General features: G+C 55.9%; 16 protein-coding genes. 10 read left to right on the forward strand and 6 right to left on the reverse strand.

From position 1 onward, the window contains the following. Positions 1–7: 7 nt before the first annotated feature. From cydC to trxB, 3 genes are all read right to left on the reverse strand, one after another. Positions 8–1,729, reverse strand: a complete 1,722-nt coding sequence (cydC, locus tag IM284_RS01440) for a cysteine/glutathione ABC transporter ATP-binding protein/permease CydC (protein WP_047368202.1) — start codon at positions 1,727–1,729, stop codon at positions 8–10. Further along, positions 1,729–3,495, reverse strand: a complete 1,767-nt coding sequence (cydD, locus tag IM284_RS01445) for a cysteine/glutathione ABC transporter permease/ATP-binding protein CydD (protein ID WP_193055700.1) — start codon at positions 3,493–3,495, stop codon at positions 1,729–1,731. The genes cydC and cydD overlap by 1 nt, the downstream gene beginning before the upstream one ends. 114 nt (positions 3,496–3,609) lie before the next feature. After that, positions 3,610–4,578 carry a thioredoxin-disulfide reductase gene (gene trxB, locus IM284_RS01450; RefSeq protein ID WP_047368204.1) on the reverse strand — a complete coding sequence of 323 codons (969 nt, stop codon included), beginning with the start codon at positions 4,576–4,578 and terminating at the stop codon, positions 3,610–3,612. A 544-nt stretch (positions 4,579–5,122) separates the two neighbouring features. On the opposite strand from trxB, the gene lrp reads away from it, so the two are divergent. The 10 genes from lrp to IM284_RS01500 all read left to right on the forward strand — a co-directional run bounded on the left by lrp (position 5,123) and on the right by IM284_RS01500 (position 19,154). After that, positions 5,123–5,617, forward strand: coding sequence for a leucine-responsive transcriptional regulator Lrp (lrp, locus tag IM284_RS01455; RefSeq protein ID WP_000228469.1), 495 nt, complete (start codon positions 5,123–5,125; stop codon positions 5,615–5,617). A gap of 135 nt (positions 5,618–5,752) precedes the next feature. Beyond that, positions 5,753–9,448 (forward strand): DNA translocase FtsK 4TM domain-containing protein, encoded by a 3,696-nt coding sequence (locus IM284_RS01460; protein ID WP_047368205.1) that lies wholly within the window; start codon positions 5,753–5,755, stop codon positions 9,446–9,448. A 127-nt stretch (positions 9,449–9,575) separates the two neighbouring features. Beyond that, complete coding sequence (gene lolA, locus IM284_RS01465; RefSeq protein ID WP_047368206.1) at positions 9,576–10,190, forward strand: outer membrane lipoprotein chaperone LolA; 615 nt, start codon at positions 9,576–9,578, stop codon at positions 10,188–10,190. Positions 10,191–10,199: 9 nt separating this feature from the next. Continuing rightward, entirely contained in the window at positions 10,200–11,543 is a 1,344-nt protein-coding gene (gene rarA / locus IM284_RS01470; protein WP_028012558.1) for a replication-associated recombination protein RarA, read from the forward strand. Between the two features lie 92 nt (positions 11,544–11,635). Further along, on the forward strand, positions 11,636–12,928 hold the full coding sequence (gene serS, locus IM284_RS01475) for a serine--tRNA ligase (RefSeq protein WP_008499983.1): 1,293 nt from the start codon (positions 11,636–11,638) through the stop codon (positions 12,926–12,928). A gap of 211 nt (positions 12,929–13,139) precedes the next feature. Further along, entirely contained in the window at positions 13,140–15,584 is a 2,445-nt protein-coding gene (dmsA, locus tag IM284_RS01480) for a dimethylsulfoxide reductase subunit A (protein ID WP_028012559.1), read from the forward strand. A 10-nt stretch (positions 15,585–15,594) separates the two neighbouring features. Beyond that, positions 15,595–16,212, forward strand: coding sequence for a DMSO/selenate family reductase complex B subunit (locus IM284_RS01485; protein ID WP_047368207.1), 618 nt, complete (start codon positions 15,595–15,597; stop codon positions 16,210–16,212). 1 nt (position 16,213) lies between these two features. Then, entirely contained in the window at positions 16,214–17,077 is an 864-nt protein-coding gene (locus IM284_RS01490) for a dimethyl sulfoxide reductase anchor subunit family protein (RefSeq protein WP_047368208.1), read from the forward strand. A 275-nt stretch (positions 17,078–17,352) separates the two neighbouring features. Next, positions 17,353–18,501, forward strand: a complete 1,149-nt coding sequence (locus IM284_RS01495; RefSeq protein ID WP_045261768.1) for an MFS transporter — start codon at positions 17,353–17,355, stop codon at positions 18,499–18,501. A gap of 122 nt (positions 18,502–18,623) precedes the next feature. Continuing rightward, entirely contained in the window at positions 18,624–19,154 is a 531-nt protein-coding gene (locus tag IM284_RS01500; RefSeq protein WP_047368209.1) for an anti-virulence regulator CigR family protein, read from the forward strand. Positions 19,155–19,190: 36 nt separating this feature from the next. Here the strand turns inward: IM284_RS01500 and pflA are convergent, their stop codons facing one another. The 3 genes from pflA to focA all read right to left on the reverse strand — a co-directional run bounded on the left by pflA (position 19,191) and on the right by focA (position 23,326). Further along, complete coding sequence (pflA, locus tag IM284_RS01505) at positions 19,191–19,931, reverse strand: pyruvate formate lyase 1-activating protein (protein ID WP_028012563.1); 741 nt, start codon at positions 19,929–19,931, stop codon at positions 19,191–19,193. A gap of 203 nt (positions 19,932–20,134) precedes the next feature. After that, positions 20,135–22,417, reverse strand: coding sequence for a formate C-acetyltransferase (gene pflB / locus IM284_RS01510; protein ID WP_023338210.1), 2,283 nt, complete (start codon positions 22,415–22,417; stop codon positions 20,135–20,137). A 51-nt stretch (positions 22,418–22,468) separates the two neighbouring features. Then, positions 22,469–23,326: a formate transporter FocA gene (focA, locus tag IM284_RS01515; RefSeq protein ID WP_028012564.1), complete on the reverse strand. Its 858-nt coding sequence runs from the start codon at positions 23,324–23,326 to the stop codon at positions 22,469–22,471. Between the last annotated feature and the right edge of the window lie 96 nt (positions 23,327–23,422).

The raw sequence follows: 23,422 nt of genomic DNA on the forward strand, positions 1-23,422 counted from the left end.
ATATAGTCTACAGACGCTGTTTGAACTGGTAGTAGCGACCCTGTTTCGCCAACAGCTCTGCGTGACTACCTTGCTCAATAATGTGTCCATTGTCCATCACAATTATCCGATCAAAACTTGCCAGCCCGCGCAGGCGGTGTGTCACCATCAGGACGGTTTTTCCTGCCATAACGTTTGCCAGTAAATCAAGGATTTGACTCTCGGTTGTCGCATCAAGCCCTTCTGTAGGTTCGTCGAGCAGCATCAGAGGTGCATCATGCAGCAGCGCGCGTGCAATGGCCAGACGGCGCAGCTCTCCGCCGGAAAGCTGACGACCGCCTTCTCCCAGCCAGCTGTTCAGTCCTTCGTCCTCAAGCAGCTTTTGCAGTCCGACCTGCTCCAGTACGGCGCGAAGATCATCGTCCGAAGCCTCTGGCGCGGCCAGCAGCAGGTTATCGCGCAGGGTGGCGCTAAACAGATGCACGCGCTGTGGAACAACGCTCACGGTCTTGCGCAGGGCCTGCTCGCTGAAATCAGTCAGCAACGTGTTATTAAAACGAATCTGACCGTGCTGTGGATCCCAGGCGCGCGTCAGCAGCTGCAGCAGCGTCGACTTACCGCAGCCGGTACGGCCGAGGATCGCAATCCGCTGCCCTGCATTAACGGAAAGGTTGATACCCTCCAGCGCGTTCTGCGCCTGTTTGTCATAGGCGAAGGTCACGTTATCAAGCGTCAGCGCCACCTGCTCAGGCACGGTGGTTTGCCCGGCACTGAACGTGACTTCAGGCTTTTGTTCGGCAATCTGGGTGATGCGCAGGGCAGAGGCGATCACCTGTCCAAGATGCTGGAAAGCGCCCGTCACCGGGGCCAGTGCCTCAAATGCGGCGAGCGCGCAGAAAACAAAGAGGGCAATAAGAGGGCCTGGCTGGGTATTACCGCCAATCCCGCCGGATGCCAGCCACAGCATGGCGATCACCGCCACGCCGCCGATTAACACCATCAGCGCCTGCGAGAAGGCCGTCAGTTCCGACTGGCGGCGCTGGGCTTCATGCCAGTTTAGCTCCGTACTTTCCATTCGGGCACGGTAGCGCTTGCTGGCACCAAAAATGGTTAGCTCTGCCTGGCCCTGAAGCCAGGAGGTCAGCTGCTGGCGGTAATCCCCGCGCAGCCGCGTCAGGTTTTCCCCGGTGGATTTCCCGGCGCGATAAAACAGCGGCGGCAGAATAATGAGCGTCAGCAGCATAATTCCACCCAGCGTCAGCGCAACGGGAACATCCAGAACGGACAGCCCCAGCGTAACTACCGCAATCACCACAAACGCGCCCACTATCGGGGAGATCACCCGCAGGTATAGGTGGTCCAGCGTGTCGACATCCGCAACGACACGGTTCAGTAATTCGCCCTGGCGAAAACGCGCCAGCCCGCCAGGGGAGAGGGGAAGCAGTTTACTGAAGGTGTAAATGCGCAGGTGCTGCAGGACGCGGAACGTCGCGTCGTGGCTGACCAGCCGCTCGAAATAGCGTCCGGCAGTACGGGTAATGGCGGTACCCCGCACGCCTGCCGCCGGCAGCATATAGTTGAAGCTGTATAATCCGGCGAACCCGGCTACGGCGGAGGCCGACAGGAACCAGCCGGAAAGCGTGAGCAGGCCGATGCTGGCGAGCAGCGTGACAATCGCCAGCACGATCCCCAGCGTCAGCATCCACTTGTGGCGTTTATAGAGCGCAAGATAAGGCAGCAGAGCACGCATCAGATGTCCTCCTGACGGTTCGCCAGCAGGGCGGCGAACGGCCCCTGCGCGGCAACAAGAGCGGCGTAATTGCCTTGCTCAATAATATGTCCGTTTTCCATCACCCAGATCTCATCCCAGTCAGCAATGCCTTCCAGCTGATGGGTAACCATCAGGGTGGTTTGCTGCAGGGAAGCGGCGCTCAGGGCCGCCATGACGCGCTGTTCACTGTGTGAATCCAGGCTGGCAGCAGGCTCATCCAGCAGCATCAGCTGGCACGGGTTCAGCAGCGCACGGGCGACGGCCACGCGCTGTGCCTGGCCGACAGACAGCCCGGCAGACTGATCGCCTACCACGGTATCGACACCCTGCGGGAGCAGCGGCAGAAATTCACTGACCCACGCGCGGTCGAGAACGGACTGCAGTTCATCTTCACGAGCATCCGGGCGTGCCAGGAGCACGTTTTCGCGCAGCGTGGAAGCAGGAAGCTGCGGGTTTTGTCCGACCCAACTGAGCTGCTTACGCCAGGCGTCGGGATCGAGATTACGCAGTTCAGTTTTGTTTATCCGCAGCGAACCGGTGTAGGCCATAAAACCGGATAACGCATTCAGCAGAGAACTCTTCCCTGAACCGCTGGTGCCGACCAGCACCACGCGTTTTCCGGCGGGCAGGCTAAAGTTCAGCGGGCCAGCCAGCACTTTTCCTTCCGGCGAGAGAATGCAGAAATCGCTCGCGTCGACGGTTACCGGCTCTTTAGCGTTCAGCGCCACGTCACCGCGCTCCGGGTGCGCCAGCGGCGTCTCCAGGAAGGTTTTCAGGCTGTCGGCCGCGCCAACGGCCTGCGCTTTGGCATGATAGAAGGTCCCCAGGTCGCGAAGCGGCTGGAAAAACTCCGGAGCCAGGATGAGCGCGAGGAAACCGGCAGAGAGGGTCACCGCCGTGCCGTAGTGGCCGAAATCCAGCGCGCCGAGATAGGAGAAACCGAAATAAACCGCCACGAGGGCAATCGACAGCGAGGTAAAGAATTCCAGCACGCCGGACGAGAGGAACGCCAGGCGTAACACTTCCATCGTGCGCTGGCGGAAGTCCTGTGATGCCAGGCGAATATTCTCGGTTTCCGCTTCACCGCGACCAAAAATACGCAGGGTTTCCATCCCGCGCAGACGATCGAGGAAATGTCCGCTCAGCCGGCCCAGCGCCAGGAAGTTGCGGCGGTTGGCATCAGCCGCCCCCATGCCGACCATCGCCATAAACAGCGGGATCAGCGGGGCGGTCCCCAGCAGGATCAGCGCCGCCACCCAGTTAACCGGGAAGATGGCAATAACAATCAACAGCGGCACAAAAACCGCCAGCGCCATCTGCGGAAGATAGCGCGCGTAGTAATCGTGCATATCGTCGATCTGCTCAAGGATCAGCGTCGCCCAGCTTCCGGCCGGTTTACCCTGGATCCATGCGGGCCCGGCTTCCTGCAGGCGGTCGAGCACCTGACGACGGATCTCGTAGCGGATATGCTGTCCGGCGTGGAAGCCGACACGTTCACGCAGCCACACCACCCAGGCGCGCAGGACAAAAACCAGGATCAGAACAATAAAGGGCAGCAGGAGCGCTTCACGGGGAATGTTCTCCATGATCATGTGATTAAGAATGCGGGCCAGCAGCCATGCCTGGGCAACAATCAACAGACCGCTAACGAACCCCAGAAGACGGGAGATCGTAAGCCAGCGGCGGGAAATAACGCTTTGCTGTTTCAGCCAGCGTGTTAACTCTTGTTGACGGTTTTTTTCCATTGCGTATTTTGCAGGTGACGTTATAAGAAATTAGACATCTGCATGTTACACGCGAGCAAAAATAAAGGCGACCTGTGGCCGCCTTTATTTACGTTTGTTACTGACTTGTAAAGATTATTTACCTTGTTCAGCCAGTCCGTCGAGGTAGCGTTCAGCGTCCAACGCGGCCATACAGCCGGTGCCCGCAGAGGTGATCGCCTGACGATAAATATGGTCCATCACGTCACCGGCAGCGAACACGCCCGGGATGCTGGTCTGGGTCGCGTTACCGTGAATGCCGGACTGCACTTTGATATAGCCGTTTTCCAGCTCCAGCTGGCCTTCGAAGATCGCGGTGTTCGGGCTGTGGCCGATTGCCACAAACAGGCCCGCCACTTCCAGCGTTTCGACGTTATCGGTGTTCTGGGTATCACGAATGCGCAGACCCGCAACGCCCATCTGATCGCCGGTGACTTCTTCCAGGGTACGGTTGGTGTGCAGCACGATGTTGCCGCTCGCCACTTTATCCATCAGGCGCTTAATGAGAATCTTCTCGGCGCGGAAGGTGTCACGACGGTGGATCAGATGCACCTCAGAGGCAATGTTCGCCAGGTACAGCGCTTCTTCCACCGCGGTGTTACCGCCGCCGATAACCGCGACTTTCTGGTTACGGTAGAAGAAACCGTCGCAGGTCGCACAGGCAGAGACGCCGCGGCCTTTGAACGCTTCTTCAGACGGCAGGCCGAGATAGCGGGCAGAGGCGCCGGTGGCAATGATCAGCGCATCGCAGGTGTATTCACCGCTGTCACCCGTCAGGCGGAACGGACGGTTCTGCAAATCCACTTTATTAATGTGGTCGAACAGGATTTCGGTTTCGAATTTGGTGGCATGCTCGTGCATGCGTTCCATCAGCAGCGGCCCGGTCAGATCGTTCGGGTCGCCCGGCCAGTTTTCCACTTCCGTGGTGGTGGTCAACTGACCGCCTTTTTCCATGCCGGTGATCAGAACCGGCTGCAGGTTTGCGCGTGCAGCATAGACCGCCGCGGTATATCCCGCAGGTCCAGAACCAAGGATTAACAACTTACTGTGTTTGGTCGTGCCCATGAGATCCCCATTGTTGTTGGCAGGCAATGGGCTGGATTGTAGGGAATTTGTTGCCGTAAAAAAAGAGCACTGGGATTTTGCTTTCGATATATGTAATAGCTGCGCCCGATGAATCCAGTGCCGTTACATCACGTTTTCTACTGAAAACCGCTCGTTTATAAAGCAGTAAAATGAGGATTAATACCCCCCCGTAATGAATATCCGGCATCTTGTACTAAAAAACGATGTTTTGCTTTGACAATCCCCTGCGCATTTGCGAAAACATTCAAGGAAGAAAAAAAACCGCGTTAACCGTATGCCGCATAGGCATGCACGTAAATGCCATTTTTACCGTGTCAGTGAAATCTACGCATGGCGTGGACAGACGCCATACGTGATGTCGGTGACAGCCTTCGGGCAGCGGTCTTCTTACCAACAGAACCCGAATCCGCATCGCGTCTAATACATAACCAGGCGATGTGATGACTAACGGGTACAGGCTCTGAACAGTGATGTGCACAGGGTCCAGGCAGGAGTAGGGAAGGAATACAGAGAGACAATAATAATGGTAGATAGCAAGAAGCGCCCTGGCAAAGATCTCGACCGTATCGATCGTAACATTCTTAATGAATTGCAAAAGGATGGGCGTATTTCCAACGTCGAGCTTTCAAAACGTGTGGGACTTTCCCCGACGCCGTGCCTTGAGCGTGTGCGCCGACTGGAAAGACAGGGTTTTATTCAGGGCTATACGGCTCTGCTGAACCCGCATTATCTGGATGCCTCACTTCTGGTATTTGTTGAGATTACTCTGAATCGTGGTGCGCCGGATGTGTTTGAGCAATTTAACGCCGCTGTACAAAAACTTGAAGAAATTCAAGAGTGTCATCTGGTGTCCGGTGATTTCGACTACCTGTTGAAAACCCGTGTGCCTGATATGTCCGCCTACCGTAAGCTGCTGGGGGAAACCCTGCTGCGTCTGCCAGGCGTGAACGACACCCGTACCTATGTGGTGATGGAAGAGGTCAAACAGAGCAATCGTCTGGTTATTAAGACGCGCTAACACGGAACAGGTGCAAAATCAGCGTAGTTTGATTACACTCCTGTTAATCCATACAGCAACAGTGCCGGGGAGCCCCGGCGCTGTTGTCCGTTTTAGCAAACAGGCAGGATATGCCTGATACCTGGAGAGCCTTTCTTGAGCCAGGAATACACTGAAGACAAAGAAGTCACACTATCGAAGCTAAGCAGCGGACGTCGTCTCCTCGAGGCTTTGCTGATCGTTATTGCCCTTTTTGCCGTCTGGCTGATGGCAGCCTTACTCAGTTTCAACCCCTCCGATCCCAGCTGGTCGCAAACCGCGTGGCATGAGCCTATCCATAATTTAGGCGGCGTACCCGGAGCCTGGCTTGCGGACACGCTCTTTTTCATTTTCGGTGTGATGGCCTACACCATTCCCGTCATAATCATTGGCGGATGCTGGTTTGCATGGCGTCATCGTCAGAACGATGATTACATCGACTATTTTGCGGTTTCCCTGCGCCTGATTGGCGCCCTGGCGCTGATCCTCACCTCCTGCGGGCTGGCGGCGATTAATGCCGATGATATCTGGTACTTCGCCTCCGGTGGGGTGATTGGCAGCCTGCTGAGCTCTGCGCTACAGCCGATGCTTCACAGCAGCGGCGGCACGCTGGCGCTGCTCTGCATCTGGGCGGCCGGGCTGACGCTGTTTACCGGCTGGTCATGGGTGAGCATTGCCGAAAAGATCGGCAGCTTTATTCTTACGATCCTGACCTTCGCGAGCAACCGTACCCGCCGCGACGACACGTGGGTCGATGAAGAAGAATATGAAGATGAGTACGAAGAGGAAGACGATGCGCCGGTGCAACGTCGTGAATCTCGTCGTGCCCGTATTCTGCGCGGTGCCCTGGCGCGTCGCCAGCGCGTTGCTGAAAAATTTGCCAACCCGCTTGGACGTAAAACCGATGCGGCGCTCTTCTCCGGTAAGCGTATGGATGAAGACGAGCAGGTGGAGTACCGCGCAGCGGGTAGTACAGTCGATCCTGATGATGTGCTTTTCTCCGGCAACCGGGCGATGCCGGGTGATTTCGATGAATACGATCCGCTGCTTAACGGCCATACCGTTACCGCGCCGGTTGACGCGGCCGCAGCCGCAACGACAGCATCACAGGCGTATGCCGCGCCTGTCGAAGCCGTGATGCCATCCGCGCCGGTTCCGCCTCCGGAATCCGCTATTCAGCAGCCTCAGGTTGCCTGGCAGACCGCGCCGGGTGTCCACACGCCGGAGCCTGTTATCGCGCCGGAACCAGAGAGCTACATCCCCGTGCAGCAGGAGCAGTGGCAGCAGCCTTATCAGCCGCCGCAACCTGAGTATGAACAGCAGCACTATGAGCAGCCTGTGGCCCAGCCTTATCAGGAGTACGTGGCTGAACCGGTTGAACCTGTGCAGCCTTATGTCGAGCCTCAGCCTGAACCTGAGGTGGTGGAAGAGGTGAAACCGTCTCGTCCGCCAATGTACTATTTTGAAGAAGTTGAAGAACGCCGTGCTCGTGAGCGCGAACAGTTGGCGGCATGGTATCAGCCTGTGCCTGAACCGGTGCAGGAACCTGCTCCAAAAGCTCCGTCGGTTTCGGTTCCACCGGTCGACCCGACGCCTGCTGTTGCCCCCGTAGCGGAAAGCGTGAAGCAGGCTACCGCAGCCGCAGCGGCGGCGGCACCTGTCTTTAGCCTGGCAACGGGCGGTGCGCCGCGTCCACAGGTGAAAGAGGGAATTGGTCCGCAACTGCCTCGCCCTAACCGCGTCCGCGTTCCAACTCGTCGTGAGCTTGCCTCCTATGGGATCAAGCTGCCTTCCCAGCGGATGGCCGAAGAGAAAGCGCGTGGGACGGACTACGAAGATGATGCTGATGAAATGCAGCAGGACGAGCTGGCGCGCCAGTTCGCCGCGCAGCAGAATCAGCGCTACGGTGAAGACTATCAGCATGATGAACCGATGCTGGAAGACGAAGATGACGCGGCTGAAGCCGAATTAGCACGTCAGTTTGCGGCAACCCAGCAGCAGCGTTACTCAGGTGAACAGCCAGCTGGTGCGAACCCGTTCTCATTATCGGATTTCGAGTTTTCGCCGATGAAAGATCTGGTGGATGATGGCCCGAGCGAGCCGCTGTTCACCCCAAGCGTGATGCCTGAAGCAGAGCCTGTGCGTCAGCCGCCAGCGCCGCAGGCACAGACTTACGCGCAGCCGCAGCAACCTGTTCAGCAGCCGTATGCGCAACCGCAGCAGCCACAACAGCAGCCGCCGCAGTACCAGCAGCCAGCACCGCAGCCGCAGGAGAGCCTGATTCACCCGCTGCTGATGCGTAACGGTGATAGCCGTCCGCTGCAGCGTCCGAGCACGCCGCTGCCGTCGCTGGATTTGTTGACGCCGCCACCGGCTGAAGTCGAGCCGGTTGATACGTTTGCCCTGGAGCAGATGGCCCGTCTGGTGGAAGCCCGTCTGGCAGACTTCCGCATCAAGGCGGACGTGGTGAACTACTCGCCGGGTCCGGTGATCACCCGTTTCGAGCTGAACCTGGCGCCGGGCGTCAAAGCCGCGCGTATTTCTAACCTCTCCCGCGACCTGGCGCGTTCTCTGTCGACCGTGGCGGTACGTGTGGTGGAAGTGATTCCGGGTAAACCGTACGTTGGCCTTGAGCTGCCGAACAAGAAACGTCAGACCGTTTACCTGCGTGAAGTGCTGGATAACACCAAGTTCCGCGATAACCCATCTCCGCTGACCGTGGTGTTGGGTAAAGATATCGCCGGCGACCCGGTAGTGGCAGACCTCGCTAAAATGCCTCACCTGCTCGTAGCGGGTACCACCGGTTCCGGTAAATCGGTCGGCGTGAACGCCATGATCCTTAGCATGCTCTACAAAGCGCAGCCTGAAGACGTGCGTTTCATCATGATCGACCCGAAAATGCTCGAACTGTCGGTCTACGAAGGCATTCCGCACCTGCTGACGGAAGTGGTCACCGACATGAAGGACGCCGCCAACGCCCTGCGCTGGAGCGTCAATGAAATGGAGCGTCGCTACAAGCTGATGTCGGCGCTGGGCGTGCGTAACCTGGCCGGTTATAACGAGAAGATCGCCGAGGCGGCGCGCATGGGTCGTCCAATTCCGGACCCATACTGGAAGCCGGGTGACAGCATGGATGCCCAGCATCCTGTGCTGGAGAAACTGCCTTATATCGTCGTGCTGGTGGATGAATTCGCCGACCTGATGATGACCGTCGGGAAGAAAGTGGAAGAGCTGATCGCGCGTCTGGCACAGAAAGCGCGTGCGGCAGGTATTCACCTGGTGCTGGCGACCCAGCGTCCGTCCGTGGACGTTATCACCGGTCTGATTAAGGCGAATATTCCGACCCGTATTGCGTTTACCGTTTCGAGCAAAATCGACTCCCGTACCATTCTTGACCAGGGCGGCGCTGAGTCGCTGCTGGGAATGGGTGACATGCTGTACTCCGGCCCGAACTCCACCTCTCCGGTGCGCGTACACGGCGCGTTTGTTCGCGACCAGGAAGTACACGCCGTGGTGCAGGACTGGAAGGCGCGCGGACGTCCGCAGTACGTTGACGGCATTACCTCCGACAGCGAAAGCGAAGGCGGCGGTGGTGGCTTTGACGGCGGCGAAGAGCTGGATCCGTTATTCGACCAGGCGGTTAATTTCGTTACTGAAAAACGCAAAGCGTCCATCTCTGGCGTGCAGCGTCAGTTCCGCATCGGCTATAACCGAGCGGCGCGCATCATCGAGCAGATGGAAGCGCAGGGCATTGTGAGCGAGCAGGGGCACAACGGTAACCGTGAGGTGCTGGCTCCGCCGCCGTTTGATTAACCTTCAGCGATTGCAAAGAAGGGTAAATCAGCAAAAATTAAGCATATTCTTCTGTCGCCTGCCTTCGGGCAGGTCCAGAATAGAAACGGAAACCCCATTTCGGGAAGACGTATTTTAAGGAATAACAATGAAAAAAATCGCCATCGCCTGTGCATTACTCACCAGTTTTGTAGCCAGCAGCGTCTGGGCTGATGCAGCCAGCGACCTTAAAAGCCGACTGGATAAAGTAAGCAGCTTCCACGCCAGCTTCACGCAAAAAGTGACGGACGGCAGCGGCAACGCGGTGCAGGAAGGACAGGGTGATTTGTGGGTGAAACGCCCCAATCTGTTTAACTGGCACATGACCCAGCCGGATGAGAGCATCCTGATTTCTGACGGTAAAACCCTGTGGTTCTTCAACCCGTTTGTTGAGCAGGCCACTGCGACCTGGCTGAAAGACGCGACCAGCAATACGCCGTTTATGCTGATCGCCCGCAACCAGACCAGCGACTGGCAGCAGTACAACATTAAACAGAACGGTGATGAGTTTGTCCTGACGCCGAAAGGCAGCAACGGCAATCTGAAGCAGTTCACCATCAACGTAAGCACCAACGGTACCATTAATCAGTTCGGCGCGGTTGAGCAGGACGATCAGCGCAGCAGCTACCAGCTTAAGTCTCAGCAAAACGGCGCCGTTGACGCATCGAAATTCACCTTTACCCCGCCGCAGGGCGTAACGGTGGACGACCAACGCAATAAGTAAGAGGCGTGAGTGAGCAACCTGTCGCTCGATTTTTCAGATAATGCGTTTCAACCTCTGGCCGCCCGTATGCGGCCAGAAAATTTAGCGCAGTACATCGGTCAGCAGCATCTGCTGGCTGCGGGGAAACCCTTGCCGCGCGCTATTGAGGCGGGGCATCTGCACTCCATGATCCTCTGGGGGCCGCCCGGCACCGGAAAAACCACGCTCGCTGAAGTGATCGCCCGCTATGCCAACGCGGACGTTGAGCGTATCTCGGCGGTAACGTCTGGCGTGAAGGAGATCCGCGAGGCGATCGAGCGCGCGCGTCAAAACCGCAATGCCGGACGCCGCACCATTCTCTTTGTCGATGAAGTCCACCGCTTCAACAAGAGCCAGCAGGATGCTTTCCTGCCGCACATTGAGGACGGGACGATCTTTTTCATCGGCGCGACCACCGAAAACCCGTCGTTTGAACTCAACTCGGCGCTGCTGTCCCGCGCCCGCGTCTACCTGCTTAAATCCCTGACCACGGAAGATATCGAAAAGGTTCTGACCCAGGCAATGGACGACAAAGCGCGGGGTTACGGCGGGCAGGATATCGTTCTGCCTGACGACACGCGACGTGCGATTGCGGAGCTGGTCAACGGCGATGCGCGCCGCGCGCTGAACACGCTCGAAATGATGGCCGATATGGCCGAAGTGGACGATGCGGGCAAGCGCGTATTGAAGCCTGAACTGCTCACGGAAATTGCCGGAGAGCGCAGCGCGCGTTTCGATAATAAAGGCGACCGTTTCTACGACCTGATCTCGGCGCTGCATAAGTCCGTACGCGGCAGCGCGCCGGATGCGGCGCTCTACTGGTACGCACGTATCATTACCGCAGGTGGCGATCCGCTATACGTTGCGCGCCGCTGTCTGGCGATTGCGTCAGAAGATGTTGGCAATGCCGACCCGCGCGCCATGCAGGTTGCGCTTTCAGCCTGGGACTGCTTCACCCGCGTAGGCCCGGCGGAAGGCGAACGCGCCATTGCGCAGGCGATTGTCTATCTGGCCTGCGCGCCGAAAAGCAATGCGGTCTATACCGCGTTCAAAGCGGCGATGTCGGATGCGCGCGAGCGCCCGGACTACGATGTGCCGGTTCATCTGCGCAATGCGCCAACCAAACTGATGAAAGAGATGGGTTACGGGCAGGAGTATCGCTACGCCCATGATGAGCCTAACGCCTACGCCGCCGGGGAGGAATATTTCCCGCAGGAGATGGCACAAACGCGCTATTATCATCCCACAAACAGAGGTCTTGAAGGCAAGATTGGTGAAAAGCTCACCTGGCTCGCCGGACAGGATCAAAATAGCCCTATAAAACGCTACCGTTAGTTCAATCGTTGCGGTAATGTTGGCAATTGTATCCTTGTGACCGCAGGCTGTGGTCACATTTCCTATTTTAATTCGATAAGCACAGGATAAGCATGCTCGATCCCAATCTGCTGCGTAATGAGCCAGACGCAGTCGCTGAAAAACTGGCACGCCGGGGCTTTAAGCTGGATGTAGATAAGCTGCGCGCTCTTGAAGAGCGTCGTAAAGTACTGCAGGTACAAACTGAAAATCTGCAGGCAGAGCGTAACTCTCGATCGAAATCCATTGGCCAGGCGAAAGCGCGCGGGGAAGATATTGAGCCATTACGCCTGGAAGTGAACAAGCTGGGTGAAGAGCTGGATCAGGCGAAAGCGGAGCTGGACGTTCTTCAGGCCGAAATTCGTGACATCGCTCTGGCTATCCCGAACATTCCTGACGACAGCGTGCCTGTCGGCAAAGACGAGAACGACAACGTTGAAGTGAAGCGCTGGGGTACGCCTCGCGAGTTTGACTTCGAAGTGCGCGATCACGTGACGCTGGGCGAAATGCACGCGGGCCTGGACTTTGCCGCTGCGGTTAAGCTGACCGGCTCTCGCTTCGTAGTAATGAAAGGTCAAATTGCCCATCTGCACCGTGCCCTGGCGCAGTTCATGCTGGATCTGCACACCGAGCAGCACGGCTACAGCGAAACCTATGTTCCGTATCTGGTTAACCACGATACGCTGTACGGTACGGGCCAGCTGCCGAAATTTGCCGGCGATCTGTTCCATACCCGTCCGCTGGATGAAGAAGCAGACAGCAGCAACTATGCGCTGATCCCAACCGCGGAAGTGCCGCTGACCAACCTCGTGCGTGATGAGATCATTGACGAAGACGATCTGCCAATCAAGCTGACGGCACACTCTCCGTGCTTCCGTTCAGAAGCCGGTTCTTACGGTCGCGACACCCGTGGTCTGATCCGTATGCACCAGTTCGACAAAGTCGAGATGGTGCAGATCGTCCGTCCGGAAGAATCCATGGACGCGCTGGAAGAGATGACTGGCCATGCGGAAAAAGTGCTGGAGCTGCTGGGCCTGCCGTATCGCCGCATGGCGCTGTGCACCGGTGACATGGGCTTTGGTGCCTGCAAAACCTTCGACCTGGAAGTCTGGGTGCCTGCACAGAACACCTACCGTGAAATCTCCTCCTGCTCTAACGTCTGGGATTTCCAGGCGCGCCGCATGCAGGCACGCTGCCGCAGCAAATCTGACAAGAAAACCCGTCTGGTGCATACCCTGAACGGTTCTGGTCTGGCTGTTGGCCGTACGCTGGTTGCCGTGCTGGAAAACTACCAGCAGGCAGATGGCCGCATCGAGATCCCTGAAGTGCTGCGTCCATACATGAAAGGCCAGCAGTACATCGGCTAATTCTTTGCCTCACAACAAAAAAGCGCCTTCGGGCGCTTTTTTTATGCCTCTGAATTGACACGACGCAATACCCCCTCCCTCTAAAGTAGTAATACTCCTCCGAATGAAAGTCAGCATAAGACGCTGATAACGAAGAAATTCGTTATTTACAAAACTATATAGCGGTTCGTGCCGCCTCTTTTTTCTTTGTGAGCAACCAAAGTGAGTCTCTATGAAAATCAAAGCGCCTGAAGCGTTAATGGCTGCCGAGGTCACTCGCCGTGGGTTGATGAAAACCACGGCAATAGGCGGCCTGGCTGTAGCCAGCAGCGCCTTCACGCTCCCTTTTACCCGGCTGGCGTCGGCGGCGGACGCACTATCCGCAGCCGCAGCTCCGGAAAAAGTGGTGTGGAGTGCGTGTACCGTAAACTGCGGTAGCCGTTGTCCGCTGCGTATGCATGTGGTGGATGGCGAAATTAAGTATGTCGAAACCGACAACACCGGGGACGATAACTACGAAGGGTTACACCAGGTTCGCGCCTGCCTGCGCGGTCGCTCCATGCGTCGCCGCGTCTACAACCCGGATCGTCTGAAATACCCAATGAAGCGTGTCGGTAAGCGTGGGGAAGGGAAGTTTGAGCGCATTAGCTGGGACGAAGCCTACGACATTATCGCCACCAACATGCAGCGCCTGATCAAAGAGTACGGCAACGAGTCCATCTACCTGAACTATGGCACCGGGACGCTGGGCGGCACGCTGACCCGCTCCTGGCCACCGGGTAAAACGCTGGTCGCGCGTCTGATGAACTGCTGCGGCGGTTATCTCAACCACTACGGCGACTACTCTTCCGCACAGATTGCCGCAGGTCTGAACTATACCTATGGCGGCTGGGCCGACGGCAACAGCCCGTCCGATATCGAAAACAGTAAGCTGGTCGTCCTGTTCGGTAACAACCCGGGCGAAACCCGCATGAGCGGCGGCGGGGTGACGTACTACCTCGAACAGGCTCGCGCCAAATCCAATGCCCGCATGATCATTATCGATCCGCGCTATACCGACACCGGTGCCGGGCGCGAAGATGAGTGGATCCCCATTCGTCCCGGTACCGATGCAGCACTGGTTTCCGCGCTGGCGTGGGTGATGATTACTGAAAACCTCGTCGATCAGCCGTTCCTTGATAAATACTGCGTCGGTTATGACGAGAAAACGCTGCCAGCCAGTGCCCCTGCCAATGGTCACTACAAGGCATATATTCTCGGCCAGGGCAGCGACGGCGTAGCGAAAACGCCGGAGTGGGCCTCCACCATCACCGGTATTCCGGTCGAGCGCATTGTTCAGCTGGCGCGTGAGATAGGTTCAGCTAAACCGGCCTACATCAGCCAGGGCTGGGGACCGCAGCGTCATGCGAATGGTGAAATCGCCACCCGCGCTATCTCCATGCTTTCAATTCTGACCGGCAACGTCGGCGTTCATGGCGGTAACACCGGCGCGCGCGAAGGTTCTTATGAAGTGCCGTTTGAGCGGATGCCGACGCTGGATAACCCGGTTCAGACCAGCATCTCCATGTTTATGTGGACTGACGCGATCGAGCGCGGCCCGGAAATGACCGCGCTGCGCGACGGCGTTCGGGGCAAAGACAAGCTGGATGTGCCGATCAAGATGATCTGGAACTACGCCGGCAACTGCCTTATCAACCAGCACTCGGAAATCAACCGCACCCATGAAATTCTGCAGGACGACAAGAAGTGCGAGATGATTGTGGTGATCGACTGCCACATGACCTCCTCGGCAAAATATGCCGATATTCTGCTGCCGGACTGCACCGCGTCTGAGCAGATGGATTTCGCGCTGGACGCTTCCTGCGGCAACATGTCCTACGTGATCTTTACCGACCAGGCCATCAAACCGCGCTTCGAGTGCAAAACCATCTATGAGATGACCTCCGAACTGGCGAAGCGATTGGGCGTCGAACAGCAGTTTACCGAAGGGCGTACTCAGGAAGGGTGGATGCGCCATCTGCACGAGCTCTCTCGTAAAGCAATTCCCGATTTGCCGGACTTCGACACCTTCCGCAAGCAGGGCATGTACAAGCAGCGTGACCCGGAAGGGCATCACGTGGCGTATAAAGCGTTCCGTGAAGATCCGCAGGCGAATCCGCTGACCACGCCGTCGGGCAAAATCGAAATCTACTCCGAAGCGCTGGCAAAAATCGCGTCTACCTGGGAGCTGCCGGAAGGAGATGTTATCGATCCGCTGCCGATCTACACGCCGGGGTTCGAAAACTATAACGATCCGCTGACGGCGAAATTCCCGCTGCAGCTGACCGGTTTCCACTACAAGGCGCGCGTGCACTCCACCTACGGTAACGTTGACGTACTGAAGGCCGCCTGCCGCCAGGAGATGTGGATCAACCCGATGGATGCCAAAGCACGTGGTATCCGTAACGGGGATCGCGTGCGTATCTTTAACGGTCGCGGCGAGGTACACATTGAAGCCAAAGTGACACCGCGCATGATGCCTGGCGTAGTGGCACTGGGGGAAGGGGCCTGGTACAGCCCGGATGCCAACCGCATCGACCAGGCAGGCAGTATTAACGTCCTGACCACGCAGCGTCCGTCGCCGCTGGCGAAAGGCAACCCGTCTCACACAAACCTTGTCCAGGTTGAAAAGGTTTAAGGAGTAACCGATGACAACCCAGTATGGATTTTTCATTGATTCCAGCCGTTGCACCGGGTGCAAAACCTGCGAGCTGGCCTGTAAAGATTATAAAGATCTCACCCCGGACGTGAGCTTCCGCCGTATTTACGAATACGCCGGGGGCGACTGGCAGGAAGATAACGGCGTCTGGCATCAGAACGTCTTTGCCTATTACCTGTCGATTGCCTGTAACCACTGTGAAGATCCGGCCTGCACTAAGGTGTGCCCAAGCGGGGCGATGCACAAGCGGGAGGACGGTTTTGTGGTGGTGGATGAAGATGTCTGCATCGGCTGTCGCTACTGCCATATGGCGTGCCCGTACGGCGCGCCGCAGTACAACGCCGCCAAAGGACATATGACCAAGTGCGACGGCTGCCACAGCCGCGTAGCGGAAGGCAAAAAGCCAATCTGCGTCGAGTCCTGCCCGCTGCGCGCGCTGGATTTTGGTCCGATAGAAGAGCTGCGTCAGAAACACGGTCAGCTTGCCGCTGTGGCACCGCTGCCGTCCGCGCACTTCACCAAGCCGAGTATTGTCATTAAACCTAACGCCAACAGCCGTCCGACGGGTGACACCACCGGCTACCTGGCAAATCCGAAGGAGGTGTGAGATGGGAAGTGGATGGCATGAATGGCCGCTGATGATCTTCACGGTCTTTGGGCAGTGCGTAGTGGGCGGCTTCATTGTTCTGGCGCTGGCGCTGTTAAAAGGGAACCTCAATGCCGAACAGCAGCAGCGTTTAGTGTTGAGCATGTTTGGCCTGTGGGTGCTGATGGGGATTGGATTTATCGCCTCTACGCTGCACCTGGGCTCACCGATGCGCGCGTTCAACTCCCTGAACCGCGTGGGGGCGTCGTCGCTCAGTAACGAAATTGCCAGCGGGGCAATCTTCTTTACCGTCGGCGGGCTGGGGTGGCTGCTGGCTGCGTTGAAAAAATTGCCTGCGGGCCTGCGCAGCCTGTGGCTGATCGTCACCATGGTACTGGGCGTGGTGTTCGTGTGGATGATGGTGCGCGTCTATAACACCATCGATACCGTTCCAACCTGGTACAGCTTCTGGACGCCGATGAGCTTCTTCCTGACGATGTTTATCGGTGGGCCGCTGCTGGGCTACCTGCTGCTGCGCGTGGCGGGGGTAAACGGTTGGGCAATGCGTCTGCTGCCAGCCGTTTCGCTGCTGGCGCTGGTGGTGAGCGCGATGGTCGCCCTGATGCAGGGGGCCGAGCTGGCAACCATTCACAGCTCTATCCAGCAGGCTTCTGCGCTGGTGCCGGACTACGGTTCGCTGATGGCCTGGCGCGTGGTGTTGCTGGCAGCTGCGCTGGTGTGCTGGATCGGCCCTCAGCTTAAAGGTTATCAGCCTGCACTGCCGCTCCTGTCACTGGCTTTTGTGCTGGTGCTGGCAGGGGAGTTAATTGGTCGCGGTGTGTTTTACGGCCTGCATATGACGGTCGGTATGGCTATCGCCAGCTAATTTCATTTTTCGTTATAAAAAGCCGGGACATAGCGCCCGGCTTTTCTTTTTTTCATTCATGAAATTTTTCGACTGTCGTTTTGTTTTAATTTCGGTCATTAATAAATAAAAACAGATACATAATTAATATCTATAGCAGGCGCTGCATTAGCAGGATAAGTTTTTTAAATCGACAGGGAACATATTGTGCGAGCCGGCTAAATCTGTGGATTGACTTTGTTTTTGCCAGTGGCATGATGCGCACGAAATCTGAACTTCCTCACGGTTTTTAATCCATGACCACCTATACCCGGCCAGTGCTCCTGTTGCTCTGTGGCCTGCTTCTGTTGACCCTGGCGATCGCCGTGTTAAACACGCTCGTCCCGCTGTGGCTCGCCCATGAAAACTTACCGACCTGGCAGGTGGGTATGGTCAGCTCGTCCTTTTTCACCGGGAACCTGTTGGGCACATTATTAACCGGTAGCCTGATTAAGCGTTTTGGCTTTAATCGCAGCTATTATCTGGCCTCGCTGATTTTCGCTGCCGGGTGCGCCGGGCTGGGTCTGATGGTGGGCTTCTGGAGCTGGATGGCATGGCGCTTTATCGCCGGCGTCGGCTGCGCGATGATTTGGGTGGTGGTTGAAAGCGCGCTGATGTGTAGCGGTACCTCCCGCAACCGCGGACGTCTTCTGGCGGCCTATATGATGGTTTACTACGTCGGTACCGTTCTGGGTCAACTGATGGTCAGCAAACTGCCAACCGACCTGATGAGCGTGCTGCCGTGGGTAACCGGCATGGTGCTGGCCGCGATCCTGCCGCTGCTCTTTACGCGCATTGTGAACCAGAACAGCGAACATCAGGAAGCGACCCACGTCTGGCCGATGTTGAGACTCCGTCAGGCGCGTCTGGGCGTAAACGGATGCATTATTTCGGGAATTGTACTGGGCTCGCTCTATGGCCTGATGCCGCTCTACCTGAATCATCAGGGCGTCAGCGATTCCGGAATTGGTTTCTGGATGGCGGTGATGGTCAGTGCGGGTATTGTGGGGCAATGGCCGATTGGCCGCCTGGCAGACCGTTTTGGTCGTCTGCTGGTGCTGCGCGTTCAGGTCTTCGTGGTGATCATGGGATGCCTTGCGATGCTCAGCAACGCCGCGATGGCGCCTGCACTGTTTATTCTCGGGGCCGCAGGATTCACGCTTTACCCGGTCGCGATGGCGTGGGCCTGTGAGAAAGTAGAACATCACCAGCTCGTGGCAATGAACCAGGCGCTATTATTAAGCTATACCATCGGTAGCCTGCTGGGACCGACATTTACCGCGATGCTGATGCAGAATTATTCCGACAATTTGCTGTTTATCATGATTGCCAGCGTGTCGTTTATTTATCTCCTGATGCTGCTGCGCAAAGCGGGCGAGCATCCAACCCCTGTGGCGCACGCCTGATTAAATAAAAGCCTGTCGATGACAGGCTTTTTTGTCCCCGTCACATATAAGACTTTTACGCATTGTTTGTTTTCCCCGCCTGGCGATAATTCAAATGAGTTCTACCACAAAAGGCAACAATCATGTCTATACGTCGTTTTTCCACTACCGCACTTGCCGTAGTGTTGTCTTTAACGTTTGCAACGGCTCCGGTCATGGCTAATCCTGGAAACGGGAATGGCGGTGGTCATGGAAACAGTGGCGGACAAGGTAATGGCGGCAATCATGGTAACGGGAATTCTGGTAATTCCGGTAACCATGGTAATAAGCAAAATAGCGGAAAGGAAAACCCTGGAAAATCGGATAAGAGCTTCAAAAACAGCAAAGATGTGGGTAATGACGTCGACGCTCGCGTGAGCTTCGATCATGCCCGCCACCTGGCACTGAATTATGGCTTAACGGGCTATGAGTCTCTGCCTCCGGGGATTGCGAAAAACCTCGCACGCGGTAAACCGCTTCCTCCGGGCATTGCGAAGAAGACCGTACCAGCCTCTATGCTCGGCCAGCTTCCTTCCTACCCGGGCTATGAATGGCGCGTGGTCGGGGACGACCTGGTCTTAATTGCGCTGAGTACGGCGATTGTGACCTCCGTAATTAACGGCGTCTTTAAATAGAATATAAAAAGGCCCGGTTCTTACCGGGCCTTCTCTTTAATACATGACCTTGTGGCCGTACTGCTCAAGAATACCTTTCACGCGTTCCATCGTCTCTTTTTTCGGCGGCTTCACGCCATCAAGCTTGTACTCTTCGCCCATAGCCACCCATTTATGTTTACCCAGCTCGTGATAGGGCAGAAGCTCAATTTTCTCGACGTTGCCCATGTCGCGGGTAAATTCACCCAGGCGATGCGCGGAGTCATCGTCATCTGACCAGCCGGGAACAACAACGTAGCGGATCCAGGTTTTGATGCCTTTATCGGCGATGTATTTGGCAAACTCCAGCGTACGGTGGTTAGAAACGCCAACCAGATTCTGGTGGATCTCATCGTTCATCTGTTTGAGATCGAGCATCACCAGATCGGTCACGTCGAGCAGTTCATCAATGACCGGATCGTAGCGGCGCACAAAGCCGTTGGTGTCGAGACAGGTATGAATGCCTTCTTTATGGCAGGCGCGGAACCAGTCGCGGACAAACTCAGCCTGAAGAATAGCTTCACCGCCGGACGCGGTCACGCCACCGCCGGATGCGTTCATAAAGTGGCGGTAGGTCACCACCTCTTTCATCAGATCTTCCACGGTGACTTCTTTACCGCCGTGCGTGTCCCAGGTGTCGCGGTTATGGCAGTACAGGCAGCGCATCAGGCAGCCCTGGAAAAAGGTAATAAAGCGGATCCCCGGGCCATCGACGGTGCCACAGGATTCAAAGGAGTGAATGCGACCAATAGTTGACATTGCGGTGATATCTCCGAATTTGGCCCATCCGGGGGCCTGTGTAGTTGCACAGCTCAAAGGCTATGTCGAGTCTGTTTTGGCTGTTATCCATAAAGTATAGATAGCGGACAAAAGAGACTGGTGAAGCGAGGGTGTTAAAAAGGCCCCACTTGCGTGGAGCCTTTATTGTACGCTTTTTAACGCGTGATTTCAGTCAATTCCACTTACATGGACTGAGTGAAAGTACGGGTGATAACGTCCTGCTGCTGTTCTTTCGTCAGGGAGTTAAAACGTACTGCGTAGCCAGATACGCGGATGGTCAGTTGAGGATATTTCTCAGGATGTTCCATCGCGTCGAGCAGCATTTCACGGTTCATTACGTTCACGTTCAGGTGCTGACCACCTTCGATGGACGCTTCGTGGTGGAAGTAACCATCCATCAGACCCGCGAGGTTAGTTTTACGCACTTCGTCGTCTTTACCCAGCGCGTTTGGCACGATAGAGAAGGTGTAAGAGATACCATCTTTCGCGTAAGCAAACGGCAGTTTAGCAACGGAGGTCAGAGAAGCTACAGCACCTTTCTGGTCACGACCGTGCATTGGGTTAGCACCTGGGCCAAATGGCGCGCCAGCACGACGACCGTCTGGGGTGTTACCGGTTTTCTTACCATACACAACGTTAGAGGTGATGGTCAGAACAGACTGAGTCGGGATAGCGTTACGGTAGGTAGTGAGTTTCTGAATTTTCTTCATGAAACGTTCTACCAGGTCAACCGCCATGTCATCAACGCGAGCGTCGTTGTTACCAAACTGCGGGTATTCGCCTTCGATTTCGAAGTCTACGGCCAGACCGTCTTCGTCACGAATTGGTTTAACTTTCGCGTATTTGATTGCAGACAGGGAGTCAGCCGCAACGGACAGACCTGCGATACCACACGCCATGGTGCGGATAACGTCACGGTCGTGCAGCGCCATCAGAGAGGCTTCGTAGCTGTACTTGTCGTGCATGTAGTGGATAACGTTCAGCGCGGTCACGTACTGCTTAGCCAGCCAGTCCATGAAGTGGTCCATGCGCTCCATGACTTCGTCATAGTTCAGCACGTCGCCTTTGATTGGCTCAGACTTAGGACCAACCTGCATTTTCAGTTTTTCATCAACGCCGCCGTTGATAGCGTACAGCATGGTTTTCGCCAGGTTTGCACGCGCACCGAAGAACTGCATTTGTTTACCAACAACCATTGGGCTCACGCAGCAAGCGATAGCGTAGTCGTCGTTGTTGAAGTCCGGACGCATCAGGTCATCGTTCTCGTACTGCAGAGAAGAGGTGTCGATGGACACTTTAGCGGCGAATTTCTTGAAGTTCAGAGGCAGTTTTTCAGACCACAGAACGGTGATGTTCGGCTCCGGAGAAGGACCCATGGTGTACAGGGTGTTCAGGAAGCGGAAGCTGTTTTTGGTAACCAGCGTACGGCCGTCAACGCCCATACCACCGATTGATTCGGTTGCCCAGATTGGGTCACCAGAGAACAGCTCATCATATTCTGGGGTACGCAGGAAGCGAACCATACGCAGTTTCATGACCAGATGGTCAATCATTTCCTGAGCGTCTTGCTCGGTGATTTTACCTGCTTTCAGGTCACGTTCGATGTACGCATCCAGGAAGGTGGATACGCGGCCGAAGGACATTGCTGCACCGTTCTGAGACTTAACAGCGGCCAGGTAGCCGAAGTAGGTCCACTGAATAGCTTCCTGAGCGTTGGTCGCAGGACCAGAGATATCGCAGCCGTATTTAGCCGCCATCTCTTTGATCTGACCCAGCGCGCGGTGCTGTTCAGCAATTTCTTCACGCAGACGGATAGTCGCTTCCAGGTTTACGCCGTTTTCCAGGTCAGACTGCAGGGAAACGAACTGCGCGTATTTGTCTTTCATCAGGAAGTCGATACCGTACAGCGCAACGCGACGGTAGTCACCGATGATACGGCCACGGCCATAGGCATCTGGCAGACCGGTCAGAACGCCAGATTTACGGCAGTTCAGAATGTCTTTGGTATAAACATCGAATACGCCCTGGTTATGGGTTTTGCGGTATTCGGTGAAGATTTTTTTCAGCATTGGGTCCAGCTCGCGGTTATACGCTTTGCAGGAACCTTCAACCATTTTGATACCACCGAACGGGATGATTGCGCGTTTCAGTGGTGCTTCAGTCTGCAGACCAACAATTTTCTCAAGGGCTTTGTTGATGTAGCCAGCATCGTGAGAAGTGATGGTGGATGCAACGGAGGTGTCAAAATCAACTGGCGCGTGAGTGCGGTTTTCCAGTTTAACGCCTTCCATTACGCTGTCCCACAGCTTGGTGGTCGCGTCAGTTGCGCCAGCCAGGAAGGATTCGTCACCTTCATACGGGGTATAGTTTTTCTGAATGAAGTCACGGACGTTGACTTCATTCTGCCAGTCACCTTTCGCAAAACCTTCCCAGGCTGTGGCTAACTTTTCATTAAGCTCGGACATGTAACACCTACCTTCTTAAGTGGATTTTTTATTTACTGCCTGAGACAACCATTAATGATGGTCGCCGCCACGCAGGTAAATGACCCAGTATGTCAACCCAACTAACAGACCCCCACCGATAATGTTCCCGATAGTGACGGGGATCAGGTTATCAGTAATGAAATTCATAATAGTCAGGTGAGAGAAACTTTCCGGGGATGAACCAACTGCGGTCCAGAACTCCGGGCTTGCAAAGTTGCGGATAACAATCCCCATCGGGATCATGAACATATTCGCAATACTGTGCTCGAAGCCGCTGGCAACAAACATCGCAACCGGCAGAACCATAATCATGGCTTTATCCATCAGGCTACGGCCAGAATAGCTCATCCAGACCGCCAGGCAGACCATCAGGTTTGCGAGGATGCCGAGAGCAACGGCTTCGATAAATGTGTGATGCATTTTGTGGTCAGCGGTTTGCAGGACATTAAGCCCCCAGCCACCGTTGGCGGTCATATACTCGCCAGAGAGCCACATCAACAGAACAAAGAGCAGACAGCCAATCAGGTTACCAACGTAGACGTTAAGCCAGTTGCGCGCCAGTTGACCCCAGGTAATTCTTCCGCTGGCTTTCGCCACAACAATCAGCACCGTTGAGGTGAAGAGGTCGGCGCCGCAAATGACGCAGAGAATCAGACCCAGTGAGAAGCAAATGCCGCCAATCAGTTTGGCCATGCCGAAAGGCATTCCGGCAGTACCGGTGGTGGCGGTGATGTAGAAGACGAAAGCGATAGAGATGAACACACCAGCGGTGATCGCCAGATAGAACGTCTTCATCGGGTGTTTCGTTGCTTTATAGACACCCGCTTCTTCGGCAACTTTTGCCATCGCGGCGGGGAGTAAAAGATCAAAAGGGTTGTCAGCTTTCACACTAACTCTCTCTTTATTAAGTCGGCGACGAGATACTAACAAAGCATTATAGAAGAGAAATTGATATAGATCATATCTCGCCTGGCTTATAGGCCC

Origin of the sequence: Enterobacter cloacae complex sp. P12RS (genome assembly GCF_014895875.1) — a bacterium.
Classification (GTDB): domain Bacteria; phylum Pseudomonadota; class Gammaproteobacteria; order Enterobacterales; family Enterobacteriaceae; genus Enterobacter; species Enterobacter bugandensis.